A 20763-nucleotide genomic window follows, 5' to 3' on the forward strand; every position below is an offset into this window, starting at 1 on the left:
GATAATCAGCTACCTCCAAAATCTGACAGGTTTACAGCTCCCTCGTACGGATCGAAATTAATCAATCCACTCAAAGCCCGTATAGGATTGCAATACTTTGGGAACTTTTATTCCTTTTTCAGTTTGATTATTTTCCAAAATGGCTGCCAATATTCTAGGGAATGCTAATGCACTGCCATTCAAAGTGTGCAATAAAAGTTTTTTCTTATCTGCGTCTTTATATCGCAGCTTTAATCTATTGGCCTGATAAGTTTCAAAATTAGAAACTGAGCTAACTTCTAACCATTTTTCTTGTGCTGCAGACCAAACCTCCATATCATAAGTTAAGGCAGAAGTGAACCCTAAATCGCCTCCGCATAATCTCAATACACGATAGGGGAGTTCCAATTTATTTAATAGGCTTTGGATATATGTACTCATTTCTTCCAATGCTTGATATGATTTGTCAGGATGCTGAACCTGAACAATTTCTACTTTATCGAATTGGTGCAATCGATTCAACCCTCTCACATGCGCTCCCCAAGATCCAGCTTCTTTTCGAAAACAAGGCGTATAGGCTGTTAACTTGATAGGTAAATCCTCCTCATTAATGATTTCATCTCTAAACAGATTGGTGATCGGTACTTCTGCTGTTGGAATCATGTATAAATCCGTATCTTCTATATGATACATCTGTCCTTCTTTATCAGGAAGTTGACCTGTACCGATTCCAGATGCCTCATTAACTACAATAGGTGGCTGAATTTCTTTAAATCCTTGTTTACCAGCTTCATCCAAAAAGAAATTTAATAAAGCACGTTGCATCCTTGCCCCTTTACCCTTGTAGACAGGGAATCCTGCACCTGTAATTTTAATTCCTAAATCAAAATCTATGATGTCATAATCTTTGATTAAATCCCAATGTGGTTTATTGCCTGGATGCAATTCTGGCTTTTTACCATGTTCGGAAATAATTTCATTATCATCTTCGCCTTTGCCTTTTTTTACGTCTGCATGAGGAATATTTGGAATTTGATATAAGCTATCCGTTAATTCTTTCTCTATTGCTTGAGATTCCTCCTGCAGCATCTTACTTTTTTGCTTCAATTCGGCAGTTTTAACCTTTACTTGTTCCGCTTCTTCCTTTTTTCCCTCCTTCATTAAAATGCCGATGCTTTTGGAGATTTTATTGGATTCGGCAAGCACTGCATCCAATTCTGTTTGAAGTGCTTTTCTTTTATCATCCAATGCAATTACACCATCTATGAGTGCTTCAGCATTTTCTATGTTCCTTTTCACTAAGCCTTTAACTGCTTCGGCTTTACCTTCACGTAAATTTGCAACTTGTAACATTCTCCAATATTTTTGGCAAAATAAGCTATTTTTGGTGGTATTATAAACAGAAAACTGCCTTTAATGCTAATTTCTCTTTTATATTTCTTAAAATCCTTGACAATTAAAAAACCTTGGCATATCATTGTAGTATCTAAAAATAATTCGGGGCAAAGTTCAAGTGCCTCGTTCAAAATTATCCAAAACATTATATCTAATTTATCATACCGAAAAATCGGGGTCTCAAATCCCGAAAAAGTAAAAATCCCTTTATGTATAACATTGAAGAATTAAACTTAAAGCTACTTTCTGAACTTAAAGAGATAGCAGAAAAACTGGGAGTAGCCCAGTACAAGAAATTGCCGAAGAAAGAATTGATTTACAAGATTTTGGATCAACAAGCACTTTTACCTGAAAGTGATTTACCAAAAAAAGAAGAAGAGAAAACTACTCCTAAATCAGCTCCGGCTCCAAAAAAGGAAACAGCTCCAAAAGCTAAAGCGCCAAAGCGAGAAGAAAAGTCAGAAAATAAGGCAGAAAAAAAATCTGAGGATGTACCTGCAAAACAAGAAGCAAGTGCTGACGATAAAACAGATCGTAAACCGCGCCCAGCCCCGAAAGATAAACGACCAAGACCTGAAAGAACTGAGCGTTCCAATGACAAAGAGGACCGAGCTAATAGACCCGAAAGAGCTGAGCGTTCCAATGATAAAGAGGAACGAGCCAATAAACCTGAGAGAGGTGAGAGAAAAGAAAGAACTGATAACCGATCTAAGAAAGCCGATATTAAGGATTTTGATGGAATCATCGAAAATGAAGGTGTTTTGGAAATGATGCAAGATGGATACGGTTTTTTACGTTCCTCTGATTATAATTATTTAGCAAGTCCTGATGATATTTATGTTTCGCCATCTCAAATTAAATTGTTTGGCTTAAAAACTGGTGATACAGTGAAAGGTCAAATCAGACCCCCAAAGGAAGGGGAAAAATACTTTGCGCTTCTAAGGGTTTCTTCTGTTAATGGAAAAACAACTGAGGAAATAAGAGATAGAGTTCCATTCGAATACTTAACTCCACTTTTCCCTGAAGAGAAATTCAACTTAAGTACAAAGCCTAACAAATATTCAACTCGTATTTTAGATCTATTTGCACCAATAGGTAAAGGCCAACGGGGGATGATAGTAGCTCAACCAAAAACAGGTAAAACTGAGCTATTGAAGGAAGTAGCAAATGCTATGGCTGAAAACCATCCGGAAGCTTATTTATTAATTTTGCTAATTGACGAACGTCCTGAAGAGGTTACAGATATGGCTCGTTCAGTAAAAGCGGAAGTGGTAAGTTCTACTTTTGATGAGCAAGCAGATAGACATGTGAAAGTGGCTAGTATGGTGCTTGAAAAAGCAAAAAGGATGGTAGAATGTGGGCATGATGTTGTAATCCTTTTAGATTCCATCACTAGACTAGCAAGGGCATACAATACTGTAATCCCATCTTCTGGTAAGATTTTGTCAGGTGGTGTCGATGCAAATGCTTTACACAAACCGAAGAGATTCTTTGGAGCAGCACGTAACTTAGAAAATGGAGGTTCATTAACCATTTTAGCAACTGCTTTAATTGAAACCGGTTCAAAAATGGACGAGGTGATCTTTGAGGAGTTCAAAGGAACAGGTAATATGGAATTGGTGCTAGACAGAAAATTAGCAAACAAGCGTATTTTCCCTGCTATTGATGTTCCAGCATCTGGTACCAGAAGAGAAGACTTATTGATGAGCAAGGAAGAATTGCAAAGAGTTTGGATATTACGTAAATTCATGGCAGATATGAACTCGGGAGAAGCAATGGAACTTTTATTAACTAAAATGAAAGGAACTGTTGATAACAATGAGTTTTTGATTTCCATGAATGGATAGATTTGCAAAGAAAATAATCAACTTACCAAAGCGGCTCCTTGTTGAGGAGCCGCTTAATTTATATTCAGGCATTCGCGGTATGTTTCGCGAAAGCTCCAAAATTGCAGGCCTTCCTCCTGGAAGCGCGGTCTACACCGGGGTTAGGAAAGATACCCCTTTTAATATTGATCTCTTTACCTATCGGGAAAATCACCTAGAAGAGAGAATAAACATATCTATTGAAGAGGCTACCAATATGCCCAATGATGGAAACTTTCATTGGCTGAATATTGAAGGTTTAAATCATGTTGATAATATTAAAACGATTTGTGAATCATTAGGAATCCACCCCCTTAATATGGAGGATATTCTTTCAGTTGGGCAAAGACCACAAATAGAAGACACAGGAAGTTATCTTTTCATTTCTACAAAAATGCTTCAGTTTGATGAAAAGAAAAATAAAACGATTAACGAGCAAGTCAGCTTTATTCTATTTGAGAATTTATTGATTACATTCCAGGAGCGAAAAGGAGATACTTTTGAAGCAGTAAGAAATAGATTAAGAGCAGGAAAAGGGAGAATTAGAAAAGAAGGGCTGGATTATTTGCTGTATGCTTTAGTTGACACCGTGGTCGATCATTATTTCATTGTCCTGGAAAAGTTTGGTGATATTCTCGAAGAGATAGAGGAACGAATCATGTTTTTGGGTCAAAAACGAGATTTTGATTTGCTTTATACCTTAAAACGCGAGTTAATTCATATTAGAAGATCGGTATGGCCATTGCGAGAGGTTATTAGCAAACTAGAAAGAGACGAAATTAAACTTATAAGGAAGCAAACCAGAATATTCATCAGAGACGTTTATGAGCATACAATACAAGCCATTGATTCTGTTGAAACATATAGAGACTTTATTTCCAGTTTAGGTGATCTATACCAATCAGTAATTAGTAACAAATTAAATCAGGTGATGAAAACACTGACCATTTTTTCGGTAGTTTTTATTCCACTAACTTTTATTGCAGGTGTTTACGGAATTAATTTTGAGAACGTACCTGAATTTAAATGGGAATACGGCTATGCTTATTTTTGGTCTTTAATAATTGGATTTGCTTTGGTTACTTTAGCTGTTTTCAAATATAAAAGGTGGATGTAAGCTAATTACTTTTAAGTGCTTTAATGATTTAAGCAAATATGGAAAAAGGAGTCTTATATTTAATTCCAACAGTGATTGCTCCAAACACAGAGTCGAAATCCCTTCCGACTGATCTAGTACAATTGTGCAGTAGCCTAGATTATTACTTAGTAGAAAACATCCGTACAGCAAGAAGATGTCTGAGTGCAATGAATATTTCCAAACCTATTCCTGAAATTACCTTTCATGAATTGAGTAAAAAAACAGAAGAATCGGAAATAGCAGGTTTAATGCAACCGCTTTTTGAAGGTAAATCTATTGGCATCATGTCTGAAGCAGGCTGTCCTGGTATTGCAGATCCTGGATCTAAGGCAGTTTCTTACGCACACGCACAAGGTATAAGAGTTGAACCATGGGTTGGCCCCTCTTCCATTTTTCTTGCATTGATGGCATCTGGGTTCAGTGGGCAATCTTTTGCCTTCTCCGGCTACTTACCAATAGATAAAAAAGAAAAGACTCAAGCCATCAGGGCACTGGAACAAACTGCATTTAAGACTGGTCAGACCCAAATTTTCATGGAAACTCCTTACCGAAACAATCAGTTAGTGGAAGATATTGTAAAAATTTGTTCTCCTCAACTGAAATTGTGTATTGCAAAAGATATTAATGGGGTAGGCGAAATGATTAAAACGGATACGATCCAAAACTGGAAAAAGAGTAAACCTGATTTACATAAGTCGCCATGTATTTTTTTATTCGGAAACAATTAACATTTATCAGACATAAAACAGCAATTAACTAAAATAATTATAAATAGTCTATTAAATTTGCCCCTTGAAAAATTAAAATCTTATGCCTTATTTATTTACCTCAGAATCGGTTTCGGAAGGACACCCTGATAAAGTAGCCGATCAGATTTCAGATGCATTACTAGATAATTTCTTGGCTTTTGATCCACAATCGAAAGTGGCTTGTGAAACGCTAGTTACAACAGGTTTAACAGTTTTAAGTGGTGAAGTTCGCAGTAATTCCTACGTGGATGTGCAACAAGTGGCTAGGGACGTGATCAATAGAATAGGCTATACCAAAGGAGAGTATATGTTTGATGGAAATTCTTGTGGTGTGATTTCTACTATACATGAACAATCTCAAGACATTAACCAAGGTGTAGATAGAGGAAATCCAGAAGAGCAAGGTGCAGGAGATCAAGGAATGATGTTTGGATATGCCACCAAAGAAACTGAAAATTATATGCCGCTGGCATTAGATCTTTCTCATAAGATATTAATGGAGTTGGCTAAATTAAGAAGAGAGAATGATGATATTCAATATTTAAGGCCCGATTCAAAATCACAAGTTACCATTGAATATTCTGATGATAATGTTCCTCAACGAATTGTAGCAATAGTAGTCTCAACTCAACATGATGGTTTTGACAATGATGACGATAAAATGTTGGCTAAAATCAAAAGTGATATTATAAATATTTTGATTCCAAGAGTAAAAGCTCAATTAAAGCCTGAATTGCAGAAATTGTTCAGCGACAGTATTAAATATCATATTAATCCAACAGGAAAATTCGTAATTGGCGGGCCACATGGTGATGCTGGATTAACTGGGAGAAAAATCATTGTAGATACTTACGGTGGAAAAGGTGCACATGGTGGAGGAGCGTTTTCTGGTAAAGATCCTTCCAAAGTAGACAGGTCTGCCGCTTATGCAACTCGTCACATTGCCAAAAATCTGGTAGCTGCTGGAGTTGCTGACGAAATATTAGTTCAAGTTTCTTATGCAATTGGTGTTGTTGAACCCATGGGAATTTATGTGAACACTTATGGAAGTAAGAAGGTCGACTTGACTGATGGGGAAATAGCCAAGAAGGTTTCTGAGATTTTTGATATGCGTCCTTATGCAATTGAAACACGACTGAAATTAAGAAATCCAATGTATAGCGAATCTGCTGCTTACGGGCATATGGGTAGAGAACCACAAAAAGTAAATAAGCACTTTAATGCCAGCAATGGAGAAGTTTTCTCTCAGGAGGTTGAATTATTTACTTGGGAAAAATTGGATTACGTAGATAAGGTGAAAAATGCTTTTGGCTTGTAAAATTCTACGCTTTTAAATTCTTTTGAAGAAAGCATATGCAAGACGTGTATGCTTTTTTTTTTGATTAATGCTTTCAAATTCAATGAAGAACATTAATCTTAAATAATAATTACTTTAGAGTAGATGTTGAATTAATATAATAAAATAATGAAAAAGGCACTTTATATCATAATTCCGCTTATCGTTATCTCTGTAATAATCTATGCATTTTTAGGAGGATTTAAAACGGTTGAAAAATCGATTGAAGAGGATGTTCTGGTACATATTGCTGGGACAGAATATATCGGGAAAGTAGGAAGCGATAGTTTACAAACGCTGTTTATGCAGGCTAGAAATTTAGTGGAATCTGAAGCGACCGCATCCTCAATTGCAATTGTTTATTATGGTGAAGCTGATTCTAAGACAGCCGCGGTTCACAATTTCATAGGCGTTGAGGTAGGAGATGAGCCAATATACAAAATGCCAAATGATTGGGAGATAAGAACTTTTAAGAGACCTACTTCTGTAAAAGGATGTATTGAAGCGAATGTTTTAGCAATGCCGACCCCTGATGATATGCTCCAAGATTTAAAGTTATATGCAAAGGAAAAAAAGATGGCTGCAGACTCACTTTTTATTGAGTTCTACCCAGGCCCTAATCAGTTGTGTGTACAATTGTTAGGAGCAGAATAGAAACTTATCCAAAGTGCTAAAACCTTGGATAAGTGATGAAATGCTATTCATAAGTTATAGTGTATCCTCTTATGCCATGCTCATGGCTATCTAGTCCTTGTTCTTCATGTTCCTTTGAAACACGTAGTCCGATTGTTTTCTTTAATAGGTAGAACAAAATAATTGCGCTACCAAAAGCAGCAGCACCACAAACTCCCACTCCAATTAGTTGATTTAAGAATTGATCCCAACCTGCCTTTGCTCCGAACATTCCAACCGCCAATGTTCCAAATATACCACAAGATAAATGGACGGAAACTGCCCCAACCGCATCATCTAATTTTAGTTTATCCAATCCTATCGCAGAAAGCACCACTAAATTTCCAGCAATAAAGCCTATTAAAAGTGATAAGCCTGGTGTCATTAAATCTGCACCAGCAGTAATTCCAACCAACCCAGCTAAAGTTCCATTCAGAACCATGCCTAGGTCTAGCCTTTTGAATGTGATATATCCCATTAAAAAGCCTCCCAAGGCACCAGCGGCAGCAGCTAAGGATGTATTCATAATGACTAGTGAAGTGGCCTGTGGCTCAGCTGAAAGAACCGAACCGCCATTAAAACCGAACCAGCCAAACCATAATAGAAATACACCAATTGTTGCCAACGGAACACTTGATCCCTCTTTGTCAATTACTTTGCCGTTTAAATATTTTCCTATTCTAGGACCTAGCACTATAATTCCCGCAAGTGCGCCCCATCCGCCAACAGAATGAACTAAGGTGGACCCTGCAAAATCATAAAAACCCATAGCGTCAAGAGCACCGCCACCCCATTTCCAACTCCCAATGGCAGGGTAAATGAAACCGACAAATATGATCGTGAAAATAAAATAAGCGGAAATCTTAATTCTTTCTGCAACTGCTCCAGAAACTATGGTGGCAGCTGTAGCCGCAAACATGGCCTGGAAAAGGAAATCAGTCCAATAGGTATAGTTTTGATTATAATCTAATCCAGCAAAATCATCTAAGAAGAAGCCATTGAAGTCAAACCAACCCGGGCCATTTGCAAATTCAGGATACATTAGATTAAACCCAATGATGGTGTAGGATACTAAACCTATTGCTGGAGTTAAAGTATTTTTAAAAAGAATGTTTACTGTATTTTTGGATTGAGTGAAACCTGCTTCAACACAAGCAAATCCTAAATGCATGATGAAAACCAATGCAATGCAAAGCATCATCCATAAATTGTTTACAGTTAGTATCTCTAGGTTTATTTCAGAAGGCACAACGGTTGAATTTGCAATATTTGTGCTTAATAGGGGTGAAATCAATCCCTTTATCGATGAAAAGTACAGTATATTCATAAAATTCGGTTTGCTTTAAATCCAAATTTATGAAAATATACACAAATGAAAATATATTCGGTTTAAATTTTAACCGATATAGTTATGACTGTCTGGAATTTGGAGATTTATGGGACGGAAAAAGACTTGAAAAGTTATAATTTACAGTAAAGTAGGTCTTTTTACGTTTTACTTTAATGCTTATTCGCTAATTGTCCACAAGCCGCATCAATGTCTTTTCCCCGGCTTCTTCTAACATTTACAATTACCCCTCTTTCTTCAAGAAAGGCAGCAAATCGATCTAGCTTATCTTCTTCTGTATTGGTAAAGTCTGCTTGATCTATTGGATTGTATTCGATCAGATTGACTTTGGCCGGCACATATTTGGTAAATTGCCACAATTCTTTGGCATCCTCCAAACTATCATTAAAATTATTGAATACACAATACTCAAATGTGACTCTGTTTTTGGTTTTATTGTAATAGTATTCCAAAGCTTCTCTCAACACAGGTAGATTATTACTGTCATTAATGGACATAATCGTACTCCGTTTTTCATCATTTGCAGCATGTAAAGAGAGTGCTAGATTAAATTTAGCATCATCGTCTGCTAATTTCTTAATCATTTTGGAAATGCCTGCAGTGGAGACAGTTATCCGTTTAGGAGACATGAACAGGCCTTTTTCAGAGGTGATATGCTCAATCGACTCCATCATATTTTTATAATTCAAGAGCGGTTCGCCCATGCCCATATAAACTATGTTTGAAAGTGGCATGTCGTAATGAGTTTCAGCTAGCTCTTTTATCATAACTACTTGGTCGTAAATTTCGGCTGCTTCCAGATTACGCATCCTTTTTAGGTAACCTGTAGCACAAAATTTACAGCTTAATGAGCAGCCCACTTGCGAAGAGACGCAAGCGGTCATTCTGTTTTCAGTAGGAATCAGAACACCCTCCACTTCATTTCCATCGTGAAGACGGAAAGCCACTTTGATTGTTCTGTCTGAGCTTAGTTGTTTAGAGGCAATAGTAATTCTGTTGATGCAGTAGTTTTCTTCAAGCCATTCTCTTAAGTTTTTAGATAAATTGGTCATTTCCTCAAAGGTGGAGGCTGATTTTACCCAAAGCCATTCATAGATTTGTTTGGCTCTAAAGGCCTTTTCCCCTGATTTGGTTAAATCATCTGCAATAGCATCAATGGACATTTTTCTAATATCCTTTTTGCTAAGGTTGACCTCAATAACTTCCTTCTCTATATGAACGGCTTTCTCTTGCATAGCACAAAATTACAAATATCAGCAGACATAAGCCTAATGATGTGATATTAGTTCAGGAATTGTCGGGAAATTGTGGGATTAAGCAAATAAGTCTATTTCTTTGGCAATTCCTTTCTCATCCAAAATGCTGATTTTTTTTCCGTTCAAATCAATGAATCCATCTTTTTTGAAATCAGATAAGAGACGGATGAGGGTTTCTGTTGCTGTCCCAACGATTTTTGCTAAATCTTCTCTAGTTAAAGCAATATCAATTTCGGATTTTTCATCACCATCAATTCCGTAAGAACTTTTTAGCATCAATAAGGTAGTGGCTAATCTTTGACGTACGGTTTTGTTTGCCATATCTGCCATTTTTTGTTCCATAACTCCCAAATCATGACAAACAGCCTGCATTAATTTATTTTGGAATTCTTTATCTTTAGAAATTAGATCTGTAAAACTACTTTTCGGTATAAAACATACTTTAGCATTTTCTAAAATGGTGGCAGAAGAATTATAATTTTCGCCTGAAAGCAAAGCTCTGTAGCCCAAAAAATCGCCTGCCTGAGCTAAGCGAACAATTTGTTCCCGACCAGAATCATCTGTTTTGAAGATTTTTACTTTTCCTTCACTAATGCAAAACAACCCCATAGGTTGAGTACCTTCCAGAAATAATACCTGACCCTTATTATGTGCCAAGGTACTTTTGTGCTCACTTAACACACATAATGCGTCATTTGGCACTCCATTAAACATGGATTTACGCCTGCTTAGGCACAAGTCGCAAGGCACATTTTTCACTTTCTTTGACATATCTTCAGGTCTTATCGTTCGGGCAAAAAATTAGTTTCAATCTAATATCATAAATATACTATAAATTTAAATTATTTAAAATGCAGCAACTAATATGACCTTATTTTTTCTGTAAAAATTCATTACATTGCAAAAACCAATATTTTTTTAACTATGAAAAAAGGACTTTTAAAAGGGATAGTTTTAGTTGCTATCGGAGCGTTTGTGATTTATTGGGCAATAGACCACAGCCCAAATGCCCCAATTGGAGAGAAAGTAAATGATCTGTTAGATGAAAATTCATATAGAATGAGTGAGGCTTGGTACTATACCTCATTGATTGCGGGTAGTATCATTGCTTTGTTAGGTCTTCGAAATTTATTGTCTAAATAAAATATAGAAGTAATTTCTTTTTACAGTTACAATAAAAAAGTGGCTATAAAATTAATTACAGCCACTTTCTTTACAGAAATATATGTATTTACTCAGTAAAATTAGCTCCGATGTTTCCTTGAGCGACAATTGTTGCTAAGTCCTCGGCACTTAAGTGAACATTCACATAGCCGTCCACATCTAGAACCTGATCATAAGTAAAGCTGTTTTCTGCTCCGTCATCTCTTGTATCGGTCATACTCAAGCCGGTTGTTCCATTTACAGAGTTAAATGTATAAATTATAGACCCACCTTCTGCAGCGGAGTTCTCATGAATATGAGCAGGGTGCATTCCACCATCAGGTGTTCCATCTAGTGAAATAGTAGCTAAAGCAAATCCGTTGATTCTCTCTTCGAAGGTAATTGTTCCTGAGATGCCATCAACTGCTCTTTCTTCCAACGGATATGTAATAGATTCTCCGGTTAATTCGTTAGAGCCTACATCACCTTGAGCAACAATAGTTGCCAAATCATTAGCACTTAAATGAACATTAACATATCCATCAACTTCTAAAATTTCAGAAAATGTAAAACTGTTTTCTGCCCCATCATCTCTTGTATCGGTCATACTCATACCGGTTGAACCATTTACCGCGTTAAAGGTAAAAATTATTCCACCCCCAATAGCTGCAGAATTAGCATGAATATGAGCTGGGTGCATTCCTCCGTCAGGAGTTCCATCTAGTGAAATTGTAGCTATAGCAAATCCATTGATTCTCTCTTCGAACGTGATTGTACCTGAAATACCATCAACTGCTCTTTCTGCTAAATTATAAGTTTTGGACTCACCTGTCAGTTCGTTGGAACCAATGTCACCCTGAGCCACAATTGTTCCTAATTCATCAGCACTTAAATGCACATTCACATAACCGTCTACTTCTAAGACCTCATTATAGGTAAAAGTATTTCCATCACCGTCATCTCTAGTGTCTGTCATACTCATTCCAGTATTTCCGTTTACGGGATTGAAAGTATAAATAATTCCACCACCAATAGCTGCAGAATTAGCATGAATATGAGCTGGGTGCATTCCTCCGTCAGGAGTTCCATCTAGTGAAATTGTAGCTAAAGCAAATCCATTGATTCTCTCTTCGAACGTGATTGTACCTGAAATACCATCAACTGCTCTTTCTGCTAAATTATAAGTTTTGGACTCACCTGTCAGTTCGTTGGAACCAATGTCACCCTGAGCCACAATTGTTCCTAATTCATCAGCACTTAAATGCACATTTACATAACCGTCTACTTCTAATACTTCACCATAGGTAAAAGTATTTCCGTCACCATCATCTCTAGTGTCTGTCATACTCATTCCAGTATTTCCGTTTACGGGATTGAAAGTATAAATAATTCCACCACCAATAGCTGCAGAATTAGCATGAATATGAGCTGGGTGCATTCCTCCGTCAGGAGTTCCATCTAGTGAAATTGTAGCTAAAGCAAATCCATTGATTCTCTCTTCGAACGTGATTGTACCTGAAATACCATCAACTGCTCTTTCTGCTAAATTATAAGTTTTGGACTCACCTGTCAGTACGTTGGAACCAATGTCACCCTGAGCCACAATAGTACCTAATTCATCTGCACTTAAATGAACATTAATGTATCCATCAAAATCTAATAACTCAGTGAATGATATTGGTGCACCATTATCATCTGCTTCTATTAAGGTTTCACTAAGTCCAGTCTCACCGTTGATGGGTTCTAAAGAAACTGCAATGCCTCCACCAATAGCAGCAGAATTAAAATGAATATGAGCTGGATGCTCACCATCTGCCGGTGTTCCTGTTAGTTCTATAGTTAAAAGAGTAGACCCACCGTCTGTTTCCTCTAATGTTGCACTTCCGCTAACTCCAGAATCATTGATCTCACTTAAAGGGTATACTTTAGTTTCACCTGATAATTCTATGGTTTCATCCATTTCATCAGGTTGCATATCATCGTCTTCATTATCACAAGCAATAAATGTAGCTGATAACAACAGCAAGCTTAGTGACAAAAAATTCGGTATTTTTAATAGATTTCTCATAAAACACTTTCTTTTTGTTTAACTTTTATATTCGTTTTGTTTAACATACTGTAGTTCGAATTGTTTTGACTAGTCACATGTGAACCTACACAGGAAATCTACGAACAAAAGGAATTTTCGGATTGATAGGGTTTGTGCTAAGACTAATATTCTTGCTTAAATCAATTTGGGCTAAGATTAACGCTAAACTTTAAACAACAAACCTTAGACATGATGGGGTTCAATTTTGAACTTAAGATTTTGAGAAAATTATCTGGTATTAGGAGGCAAGACATAAGCTAGGCTTGCTTAGAATATTTGAATTTGCATGAAAACTGGATTCAAACAATTGATGGAAACTCTAATATCGAATTTTTTAACAAGTAATTGTTTCTAAGCAAGCCTGAAGTGATTGTGAAAGGATATTAAACGATATTGCCAAAAGCCTTGATAATTCCAGCTTTCAGCTCAGGATGTTTTAAGTAGTATGCAATTGTCTCTGCTATTTGCTCTGGTTTAACCCAATCATCGAAGTTCATATCAGCCATTGCTTCTCTGTTGGGAGGTGTATCAATGATGCTAGGCACAATGACATGTGCACTTATATGATGTTCAGAGTAATCAGCATTAATAATATCTGCCAAGCTAAAAATTAGCTGCTTGGCTAAACCATAAGAAACTACATTTTTTAAATCAGCAGAAGCTAAGACTGGTTTAGCACCAATTAGGAATATTTGACCTCCTTTAGGCATCCTATCTAATAGTGGTTTCACTAAATTGAAAGCAGTATCAAAATTTAACCTGATCTGCTTATGAATATCTTCAATCGAAACATCTTTTATACTTCCGCCAGCATAACCACCGACAGTCAAAACGGCACCGTTGATTTCTCCAAAAAAGTTGTTTCCTTGATCAACTGCTGCTGCTGAGGCTTTTGGATCCATCAAATCAATAGCAACTTTCTGAAAGTTATCATCTGAATTTTTGGCATTTTCTTTCTCTCCGAAAAGACCGAAAATCTGATTTCCTTCAGATTTTAATTTATCAATCACCGCACTTCCCAAATTCCCGTCTGCTCCACTTACTAATATATTCATAATATTGTCTGTTAATTTTTCTATTGATACTTCGAAAATTTTAATCAAATAAACTTGTCAAGTGTTGGACCTCACATGCTTGGTGTTTCACCAACCACAGTTCCTCATGTGGCCGATGGCACACAGACAGTAATCATAAATTCCACAGCACTAAAAATCAAGTTGGCTTGGTGAAATCTCTAAAATTAGGATTAGTTTATTTTTCAAATGTGATTCCATCAGGATTTGCTCCCAGCATTTCTAAATGTTTGCTCACATCTTTTACCATCGCATCAGGACCGCACACATAAAAGTGTTGCGTAAAGTTTTCCAAATGATTTTTTAAGAAATCCATATCTACCATTTTGTTTTCATGACCTTCAATATTTTGATGTGTCAAAGTAGAAATAAAGTTTTCGCCTAAAATATCATTAAAATAGGATTCTAAAATCACATCATCTCCTGTTTTATTAGAGAAGATTAATTTACATTCCCCTATCTCATTCTTCCTTTCCAGGTCTTTAAATATTGCAATGAATGGCGTAATTCCAGCTCCGCCAGCGATGAAAGTTCCAGTCCCTTTATATTCTATTGCACCCCACGCATCATCAACGATTAATTCATCTCCTTCAACAAGGCTGTCTATTTCGTGCGTAACACCTTGGTGGTCATGATATGTCTTTATTACAAATTCTAAATGATTATCTTTTGGGAGGGAAGTAAAAGTGAAGGGTCGTTTTTTGTCCTTCCAGTCTGCCTTATTGATGGCTACTTCTGTGGCTTGCCCTGGTGTGAACTTATAATTTTTTGGCTTCTCGGTTGTAATCTGTTTCACATTGTGTGTCAATGATAACACATCGGTGATTTTTACGGTATATCCCATTTCTATAAACTTTTAGTTCTCTTATAGAAACGAAATCAATGTAAATTGTTTTGATAGCATTGGTGCTAACCTTCCAGTTTTTGGACAATACTCTCTAAATCAATGCTTTCCCAATCTTCTAAAATGTCAGGACGCTGCATCACCTCATCCATAATTGTTTGTTGCTTTTTCCCAATCTCATAAGCCTCGGAATACCTTAAATCACTAAATGTCACCATTGAATAGAGTGGAATCCACTTTTTTGGATATTGTTCATGCAGCTTAGCTTCAATTTTCTTTTGAATCAGAAATTTTTCATCCGCTACTAAATCCCTCATTTCAACAAAGTTGTGCAAGGCTAAATCTGCTATAGCATCTCCATCCTTTTTTCTCAATATCTGATAATCAATTAACGTCTTTTCCCAATCATCCTGATGATTATTCAACAATTGATTAAGTTCATAGCAATCTTCAAATCCGGCATTCATTCCTTGGCCATAAAATGGGACAATAGCATGAGCAGCATCACCGATTAAAACACAATTATCTTTAACCCAAGGCTCACATTTAACAGTCACTAAAGATGAAGTAGGATTTTGAAAATACTCCTCTTGGATATTTTTTAAATGCGGCAAACTATCAGGAAATGTATTTCTGAAAAAATTTAACACTTGCTGAGGTGTTTGCAAACTTTCAAAAGAAGGTTGGCCCTCAAACGGAAAGAATAAAGTGCAAGTAAAGCTTTTGTCCAAATTAGGTAATGCAATCAACATATATTGTCCCCTTGGCCAAATATGCAGTGCATTTGGCGCAATGGCGAAGTCACCATTTTCGGTTGCTGGGATCGTTAATTCTTTATAGCCGTGCGGAATGTAATACTGCTCATAATTATACCGATCAGTTTTTACCATTGCCTGCCGCATCTTTGAGAAAGCCCCATCGGAACCGAATAACAAGTCAAATTGCATAGTTTTTTCGGTACCTGAAGTTTCAAAAGTAACGCTAGTCCCTTCTAAATCAACTGATTTACAGGCATGCTCAAATTTTATCTCTACGCCCTCAGCCTCTGCTTTACTCAGTAATATTTTATTCAAATTTCCCCTGGAAACCGAATTAATATATTGACCTTCTTTTCCATAAGGTTGAAAAGTGAGTTCCCCGTCTTGGCTATGCATCATTCTGCCCTCCATGGGCAGCATGATCTCTTCGACTTCTTTGATAACGCCAATATCCTCTAATGCTTTTATCCCTCTTCGACTTAGGGCCAAATTGATAGATCGTCCTGAATCTGAAGAAGCTTTTCGCATATCGTCTCTTTTCTCATAAAGGCTCACTTTATAGCCTCTTTTTCTCAAGTAAATGCTTAAAAGTGCACCTACCAAACCTGCGCCAAGAATTCCGATATGTTTAATTTCTCTCTTCAAAATCAGTTTATTTTAGGACATTAACTGCTTCTCTCAACTTTTCGATAAATTGATACTGCTCTTCAAAAGTATTATACAAAGGGACTGGAGCTAAACGTATTACGTCTGGTTCTCGCCAATCTCCTAAAACACCCCTTTTCATCAATTCATCAAATAGTGGTTTTCCATACTTTAATAAATATAAGGATAATTGACATCCTCTGTTATCAGGATCTTTCGGTGTAAGGATTTCAAAAATCTTTTCTTCCTTATTGAATTCATTGATTAAAAATTCTAGATAGCCAGTAAGTAAAATACTTTTCTTTCGCAGGGCTTTCATGCCGACTTCCTTAAATATTTCTAATGATGCATAGTGAGCAGCATGGCCGAGTACATTGGTATTGCTTAATTGCCAACCGTCAGCTCCTTCCATAGGGATAAATCCTTTTTTCATCTTAAAACGCTCCTTTTCATCATGTCCCCACCAACCTGCGAAACGCGGTAATTCCTTATCATTTGCAAATCGCTCATGAACATAGATTCCAGAGACATTTCCCGGACCTGAGTTTAAGTATTTATATGTACACCAAGTTGCAAAATCCACATCCCAATCATGCAGCTTCAATTCTATATTTCCAGCGGCATGCGCTAAGTCAAAACCTGCATAGGCTCCTACCTTATGAGCTGCATTAGTTATTTTTTTTAGGTCAAAAAATTGACCAGTATAGTACTGTAAACCACCCATCATTACTAGAGATAGTTCGTTTTGGTGCTCCTCAATTGTTGAAATTATATCTTCAGTCCTTAAAGTATCCTCTCCCTCTCTAGGGGCAATTTCAACTAAGGCTTCCTTCGGATCAAACAATTTTGTTCCTCCATGATAGGCATGAAAGTTTAGTTGAGATTCAAATACGTATTGATCGGAAGGAAATGCACCTTTTTCTACAATAATCTTATACTTTTGGGCATTTGGGCGATAAAATGAAACCAATAGTAGATGAAGGTTCACCGTTAAATTATTCATCGGAACCACTTCAATTGGTTTGGCTCCAACAATTTCGGCTATAGCTTCTTTTCCGTATTCATGATATTTATACCAAATATTTTCTTTTTTCTTATTGAAATGACCTTCAACTCCAAAAAGCTCCCAATCTTTCATTTCTTTTTCTAGAAATGATCGGGTCCTTTTGGGTTGTAACCCCAATGAATTACCAGTATAGTAAATCACTTGCTGACCATCAATGATTGGTATATGGAATTCATTTCTATATTTTTTCAACGGATCCGCTTGATCCATTTTTTTTGCATATTCAAGAGTATTCTGGTAATTTTCAGTCATTCCGTATATTAATGTGTTATCGTTATTTAATTATATGTTTAAAAAGTAAGGCGTTATGCCTCAATAAAACCTCATCTTAAAATAAGCCCAGCTGCCTGTTCGATTCAAGTTCGATTAAATACTTTTTGTTCGCTAATCCGCCAATATAACCTGTTAAATTGCCATGCACTCCCACCACCCTATGGCAAGGAATTACAATTGGAACAGGGTTTTTACCGACCGCATTAGCCACAGCCCTAATTTTCTTAACATCTCCCATTTGGGCTGCTAATTTACCATAGCTAATCGTTTTTCCGTAAGGGATGTCAAGCAATTTTTGCCAGACTTCTTTTTGAAATTCTGTTCCTATTAAATTATAATCTATTTGAAATGTTTTCCGATGTCCCATGAAGTACTCCAAAAGTTGATTTTCTAAATTATTCACTACTTTCGGTTTTATTCCTTTCAAACTAAAATCAGGCTGATTAAATGAAATTTTGCCAATCTTATTTTTAGAGATACCTACGAGAAGCTTCCCGATTTTAGTGTCAATGAAGAATTCTTGATCAATGCCCTGCATATGCTTCTTGATGTAACCCCAACCATTTCAACGCATTTTGCCCTAATAGCTTTGATTTTAATTCAGCATCAAAACCACTTTCTTCAATAATTTTTCCAGGCTCCAACTCGCCTAAGGGGAACGGGTAATCTGTTCCTAATGCAATAAAATCTTCTCCCATGGTTTTAATCAAATATTCTAAAGTGGAGGGGTCATGAACTAAAGAGTCGACATAGAACTTTTTTAGGTATTTAGTTGGATGATGCGGATTATCAATAGCGCATAAATCAGGACGGACATCAAATCCGTGTCCTATTCTGCCAATTGTGGCAGGAAACGAACCACCTCCATGAGCAAAAGCTACTTTTAAATCGGGAAGTTTTTCAAAAACTCCCCCAAAAATCATCGAACATATCGCTCGAGATGTTTCAGCAGGCATACCCACTAACCATGGCAACCAATATTTGGGCATTTGGTCTTTTCCCATCATATCCCATGGATGCACAAAAATTGATGCTCCTAAGTCCTGAGCAGCTTCAAATACTGCAAAAACTTCAGGTGCTTCTAAATTCCAATCGTTGATATGAGTTCCAATCTGCACTCCCGCTAAACCCAGTTCTTTTATGCATCTTTCTAATTCTTTAATCGCTAAATCAGGCGCTTGCATCGGCAGTGTGCCTAATCCTATAAATCTGTCAGGATATCTGTCTACAATTTCGGCAATATGGTCATTCAGCATCATAGACAAATCAAGTGCATCGTCAGGCTTTGCCCAATAACTGAACATAACTGGAACCGTAGATAAAACTTGTACATCCACATGATGATGATCACATTCATGCATTCGGGTTTTAGGATCCCAGCAGTTGTCTTCTACCTCTCGAAAGAATTTATCATCCATCATCATACGGGCACAACAAGGCTTATGATGCTCTAAACGAATAAAGCCACCATAGCCGTATCGTTCACGCAAATCAGGCCAATTTTTGGGCAAAATATGCGTATGAATATCTACCTTTAAAGGTCTTTTTGATACTATGTCAGCTACTTTTTCCATCCTTGCAGAATCTGATATTAAAAAATATAAATATTAGTAATTTGGTACTCAATAAATATTAGATAAAATTAACTCAACTAATTGCCAAATAGGCTCTATCTATACAAATCTTGGATCTGCTTCCATTACATGTCCGCAATTATCGCAAGTACGTTTTTCTTCTGATGTATAAAATTCTTTAAATCTGGGTTGAAAATCTTTTTCTATATCTATTAATGGAAAATAGGTTTCGTGAAGTTTATGGTTGCAATTATCGCAAAACCACAATAGACCATCTTTCATGTCAGTTCCTTTTCTGATTCTCTCCACTACTAGCCCAATGGATCCATCTCTCCGGATTGGGCTGTGTGGAGTTCTTGCTGGACATAGAAACATATCTCCTGGACCCAAATCCATGGTAACTGCCTGGCCATCTTCCTGGATTTTCACAGATATCTCCCCTTCTAATTGGTAAAAAAGTTCTTCTGTTTCATTGTAATGGTAATCTTTACGTGCATTTGGACCGGCTACGATCATTACTATATAGTCTCCAGCCTCGGTATATAAATTTTTATTACCGACTGGTGGTTTAAGTAAATCTCTGTTTTCTTCCACCCATTTTGTCAAGTTAAAAGGTCTTTTTATCGCCATAATTAATCAGTTTTGTATAGCTAAAAACAGTTATATCTGTGAATTGATTTTGTTAATCTTCTAAATTTAGTGAAATTAAGACGGAGTTTAAAATGAGTCAGATAATATTAACAGATGATGATATACATCTATAAAATTAATTAAAAATGGATCTAAATTTATCAGGGAAGAGAGTCATAGTGGGTGGTAGTACGGCAGGAATTGGAAAAGCCATAGCACTTGAATTTGCAAAAGAGGGGGCTCATGTCACCCTAATTGCTAGAGATAAAGGGAAATTAGAAGCTACTCTCAATGAACTCTCCAATACGAATCAAACACATCATTTCTTAGTTGCAGATTACAGTCACCCAGAATCATTACGCGAAGTGGTTTTAGAATACTGCGCTAAAAACCAGGTTGATATATTAATCAATAATACGGGTGGTCCAAGTCCAGGACAGGCCCATGAATCATTGGGAAAAGATTATATGAATGCTTTTCAGCAGCATTTGATTTGCAACCAGTATTTATCACAAGCTGTTATTCCAAATATGAAAAATGCAGAATATGGAAGAATTATAAATATAATTTCCACATCTGTTCGTCAACCCATACCTAATTTAGGAGTATCTAATACGGTTAGAGGAGCTGTAGCAAGCTGGTCTAAAACCATTTCAAATGAATTAGGCCCTTTTGGAATTACAGTAAACAACGTACTTCCTGGGGCTACAATGACAGGAAGGTTGGAAGGAATCATCCAGAACAAAAGTAAATCAACTGGGAAGAGTTTGGATGAAGTAAGTAAAGATATGCAATTGAATATCCCAACCAGAAGATTTGCAGAGCCAGTGGAAGTTGCTAACGCAGTTTTATTTTTATCTTCAGAAAAGGCATCATATATAAATGGAGTGAATTTAGCTGTTGATGGTGGACGATTAGACTGCATTTAAA

General features: G+C 36.6%; 19 protein-coding genes. 7 read left to right on the plus strand and 12 right to left on the minus strand.

Annotated elements, in window-relative coordinates; all coding sequences use genetic code 11:
* Positions 1-57: 57 nt before the first annotated feature.
* Positions 58-1332: a serine--tRNA ligase gene (serS, locus tag Q3Y49_RS07250; RefSeq protein WP_303271632.1), complete on the minus strand. Its 1275-nt coding sequence runs from the start codon at positions 1330-1332 to the stop codon at positions 58-60.
* 251 nt (positions 1333-1583) lie between these two features.
* Here serS and rho point away from each other — a divergent pair, with 251 nt between their 5' ends.
* The 5 genes from rho to Q3Y49_RS07275 all read left to right on the plus strand — a co-directional run bounded on the left by rho (position 1584) and on the right by Q3Y49_RS07275 (position 7116).
* Positions 1584-3221, plus strand: a complete 1638-nt coding sequence (rho, locus tag Q3Y49_RS07255) for a transcription termination factor Rho (protein WP_303271633.1) — start codon at positions 1584-1586, stop codon at positions 3219-3221.
* Positions 3214-4356, plus strand: a complete 1143-nt coding sequence (gene corA / locus Q3Y49_RS07260) for a magnesium/cobalt transporter CorA (RefSeq protein WP_303271634.1) — start codon at positions 3214-3216, stop codon at positions 4354-4356. The genes rho and corA overlap by 8 nt, the downstream gene beginning before the upstream one ends.
* 38 nt (positions 4357-4394) lie before the next feature.
* Positions 4395-5105: an SAM-dependent methyltransferase gene (locus Q3Y49_RS07265; protein ID WP_303271635.1), complete on the plus strand. Its 711-nt coding sequence runs from the start codon at positions 4395-4397 to the stop codon at positions 5103-5105.
* An 82-nt stretch (positions 5106-5187) separates the two neighbouring features.
* The gene (gene metK / locus Q3Y49_RS07270; RefSeq protein WP_303271636.1) at positions 5188-6444 is read left to right on the plus strand and encodes a methionine adenosyltransferase; all 1257 of its coding nucleotides are present in this window, start codon (positions 5188-5190) and stop codon (positions 6442-6444) included.
* 147 nt (positions 6445-6591) lie between these two features.
* A complete protein-coding gene (locus Q3Y49_RS07275) occupies positions 6592-7116 on the plus strand; it encodes a hypothetical protein (protein ID WP_303271637.1) in 525 nt (174 codons plus the stop codon).
* A 43-nt stretch (positions 7117-7159) separates the two neighbouring features.
* On the opposite strand, the gene Q3Y49_RS07280 is transcribed toward Q3Y49_RS07275, so the two are convergent.
* From Q3Y49_RS07280 to Q3Y49_RS07290, 3 genes are all read right to left on the minus strand, one after another.
* The gene (locus tag Q3Y49_RS07280; RefSeq protein WP_303271638.1) at positions 7160-8461 is read right to left on the minus strand and encodes an ammonium transporter; all 1302 of its coding nucleotides are present in this window, start codon (positions 8459-8461) and stop codon (positions 7160-7162) included.
* A gap of 173 nt (positions 8462-8634) precedes the next feature.
* Positions 8635-9717 carry a dual-specificity RNA methyltransferase RlmN gene (rlmN, locus tag Q3Y49_RS07285; RefSeq protein WP_303271639.1) on the minus strand — a complete coding sequence of 361 codons (1083 nt, stop codon included), beginning with the start codon at positions 9715-9717 and terminating at the stop codon, positions 8635-8637.
* A gap of 78 nt (positions 9718-9795) precedes the next feature.
* The gene (locus tag Q3Y49_RS07290; RefSeq protein WP_303271640.1) at positions 9796-10509 is read right to left on the minus strand and encodes a Crp/Fnr family transcriptional regulator; all 714 of its coding nucleotides are present in this window, start codon (positions 10507-10509) and stop codon (positions 9796-9798) included.
* A gap of 153 nt (positions 10510-10662) precedes the next feature.
* Here Q3Y49_RS07290 and Q3Y49_RS07295 point away from each other — a divergent pair, with 153 nt between their 5' ends.
* A complete protein-coding gene (locus tag Q3Y49_RS07295) occupies positions 10663-10881 on the plus strand; it encodes a hypothetical protein (protein WP_303271641.1) in 219 nt (72 codons plus the stop codon).
* Between the two features lie 88 nt (positions 10882-10969).
* On the opposite strand, the gene Q3Y49_RS07300 is transcribed toward Q3Y49_RS07295, so the two are convergent.
* The 8 genes from Q3Y49_RS07300 to Q3Y49_RS07335 form a co-directional block, all read right to left on the minus strand.
* Positions 10970-12949 (minus strand): CHRD domain-containing protein, encoded by a 1980-nt coding sequence (locus tag Q3Y49_RS07300; RefSeq protein ID WP_303271642.1) that lies wholly within the window; start codon positions 12947-12949, stop codon positions 10970-10972.
* Positions 12950-13353: 404 nt separating this feature from the next.
* Entirely contained in the window at positions 13354-14025 is a 672-nt protein-coding gene (locus tag Q3Y49_RS07305; protein WP_303271643.1) for an SDR family NAD(P)-dependent oxidoreductase, read from the minus strand.
* A 196-nt stretch (positions 14026-14221) separates the two neighbouring features.
* A complete protein-coding gene (locus Q3Y49_RS07310; RefSeq protein WP_303271644.1) occupies positions 14222-14887 on the minus strand; it encodes a ferredoxin reductase domain-containing protein in 666 nt (221 codons plus the stop codon).
* Between the two features lie 65 nt (positions 14888-14952).
* A complete protein-coding gene (locus Q3Y49_RS07315; protein ID WP_303271645.1) occupies positions 14953-16290 on the minus strand; it encodes an FAD-dependent oxidoreductase in 1338 nt (445 codons plus the stop codon).
* A gap of 7 nt (positions 16291-16297) precedes the next feature.
* Complete coding sequence (gene kynU, locus Q3Y49_RS07320) at positions 16298-17608, minus strand: kynureninase (RefSeq protein WP_303271646.1); 1311 nt, start codon at positions 17606-17608, stop codon at positions 16298-16300.
* A 76-nt stretch (positions 17609-17684) separates the two neighbouring features.
* A complete protein-coding gene (locus Q3Y49_RS07325; RefSeq protein ID WP_303271647.1) occupies positions 17685-18167 on the minus strand; it encodes a methylated-DNA--[protein]-cysteine S-methyltransferase in 483 nt (160 codons plus the stop codon).
* The gene (locus tag Q3Y49_RS07330) at positions 18154-19203 is read right to left on the minus strand and encodes an amidohydrolase family protein (protein WP_303271648.1); all 1050 of its coding nucleotides are present in this window, start codon (positions 19201-19203) and stop codon (positions 18154-18156) included. The genes Q3Y49_RS07325 and Q3Y49_RS07330 overlap by 14 nt, the downstream gene beginning before the upstream one ends.
* A gap of 99 nt (positions 19204-19302) precedes the next feature.
* Positions 19303-19833, minus strand: coding sequence for a 3-hydroxyanthranilate 3,4-dioxygenase (locus tag Q3Y49_RS07335; protein WP_303271649.1), 531 nt, complete (start codon positions 19831-19833; stop codon positions 19303-19305).
* A gap of 146 nt (positions 19834-19979) precedes the next feature.
* On the opposite strand from Q3Y49_RS07335, the gene Q3Y49_RS07340 reads away from it, so the two are divergent.
* Positions 19980-20762: an SDR family oxidoreductase gene (locus Q3Y49_RS07340; RefSeq protein WP_303271650.1), complete on the plus strand. Its 783-nt coding sequence runs from the start codon at positions 19980-19982 to the stop codon at positions 20760-20762.
* Position 20763 lies beyond the last annotated feature (1 nt).

This window comes from Marivirga harenae, from assembly GCF_030534335.1.
Lineage (GTDB): Bacteria > Bacteroidota > Bacteroidia > Cytophagales > Cyclobacteriaceae > Marivirga > Marivirga harenae.

Bases quoted from the DNA above. Each gene is read 5' to 3' on its own strand.
- serS (WP_303271632.1), bottom strand. From the start codon at position 1,332: ATGTTACAAGTTGCAAATTTACGTGAAGGTAAAGCCGAAGCAGTTAAA.
- rho (WP_303271633.1), top strand. From the start codon at position 1,584: ATGTATAACATTGAAGAATTAAACTTAAAGCTACTTTCTGAACTTAAA.
- corA (WP_303271634.1), top strand. From the start codon at position 3,214: ATGGATAGATTTGCAAAGAAAATAATCAACTTACCAAAGCGGCTCCTT.
- Q3Y49_RS07265 (WP_303271635.1), top strand. From the start codon at position 4,395: ATGGAAAAAGGAGTCTTATATTTAATTCCAACAGTGATTGCTCCAAAC.
- metK (WP_303271636.1), top strand. From the start codon at position 5,188: ATGCCTTATTTATTTACCTCAGAATCGGTTTCGGAAGGACACCCTGAT.
- Q3Y49_RS07275 (WP_303271637.1), top strand. From the start codon at position 6,592: ATGAAAAAGGCACTTTATATCATAATTCCGCTTATCGTTATCTCTGTA.
- Q3Y49_RS07280 (WP_303271638.1), bottom strand. From the start codon at position 8,461: ATGAATATACTGTACTTTTCATCGATAAAGGGATTGATTTCACCCCTA.
- rlmN (WP_303271639.1), bottom strand. From the start codon at position 9,717: ATGCAAGAGAAAGCCGTTCATATAGAGAAGGAAGTTATTGAGGTCAAC.
- Q3Y49_RS07290 (WP_303271640.1), bottom strand. From the start codon at position 10,509: ATGTCAAAGAAAGTGAAAAATGTGCCTTGCGACTTGTGCCTAAGCAGG.
- Q3Y49_RS07295 (WP_303271641.1), top strand. From the start codon at position 10,663: ATGAAAAAAGGACTTTTAAAAGGGATAGTTTTAGTTGCTATCGGAGCG.
- Q3Y49_RS07300 (WP_303271642.1), bottom strand. From the start codon at position 12,949: ATGAGAAATCTATTAAAAATACCGAATTTTTTGTCACTAAGCTTGCTG.
- Q3Y49_RS07305 (WP_303271643.1), bottom strand. From the start codon at position 14,025: ATGAATATATTAGTAAGTGGAGCAGACGGGAATTTGGGAAGTGCGGTG.
- Q3Y49_RS07310 (WP_303271644.1), bottom strand. From the start codon at position 14,887: ATGGGATATACCGTAAAAATCACCGATGTGTTATCATTGACACACAAT.
- kynU (WP_303271646.1), bottom strand. From the start codon at position 17,608: ATGACTGAAAATTACCAGAATACTCTTGAATATGCAAAAAAAATGGAT.
- Q3Y49_RS07325 (WP_303271647.1), bottom strand. From the start codon at position 18,167: ATGCAGGGCATTGATCAAGAATTCTTCATTGACACTAAAATCGGGAAG.
- Q3Y49_RS07330 (WP_303271648.1), bottom strand. From the start codon at position 19,203: ATGGAAAAAGTAGCTGACATAGTATCAAAAAGACCTTTAAAGGTAGAT.
- Q3Y49_RS07335 (WP_303271649.1), bottom strand. From the start codon at position 19,833: ATGGCGATAAAAAGACCTTTTAACTTGACAAAATGGGTGGAAGAAAAC.
- Q3Y49_RS07340 (WP_303271650.1), top strand. From the start codon at position 19,980: ATGGATCTAAATTTATCAGGGAAGAGAGTCATAGTGGGTGGTAGTACG.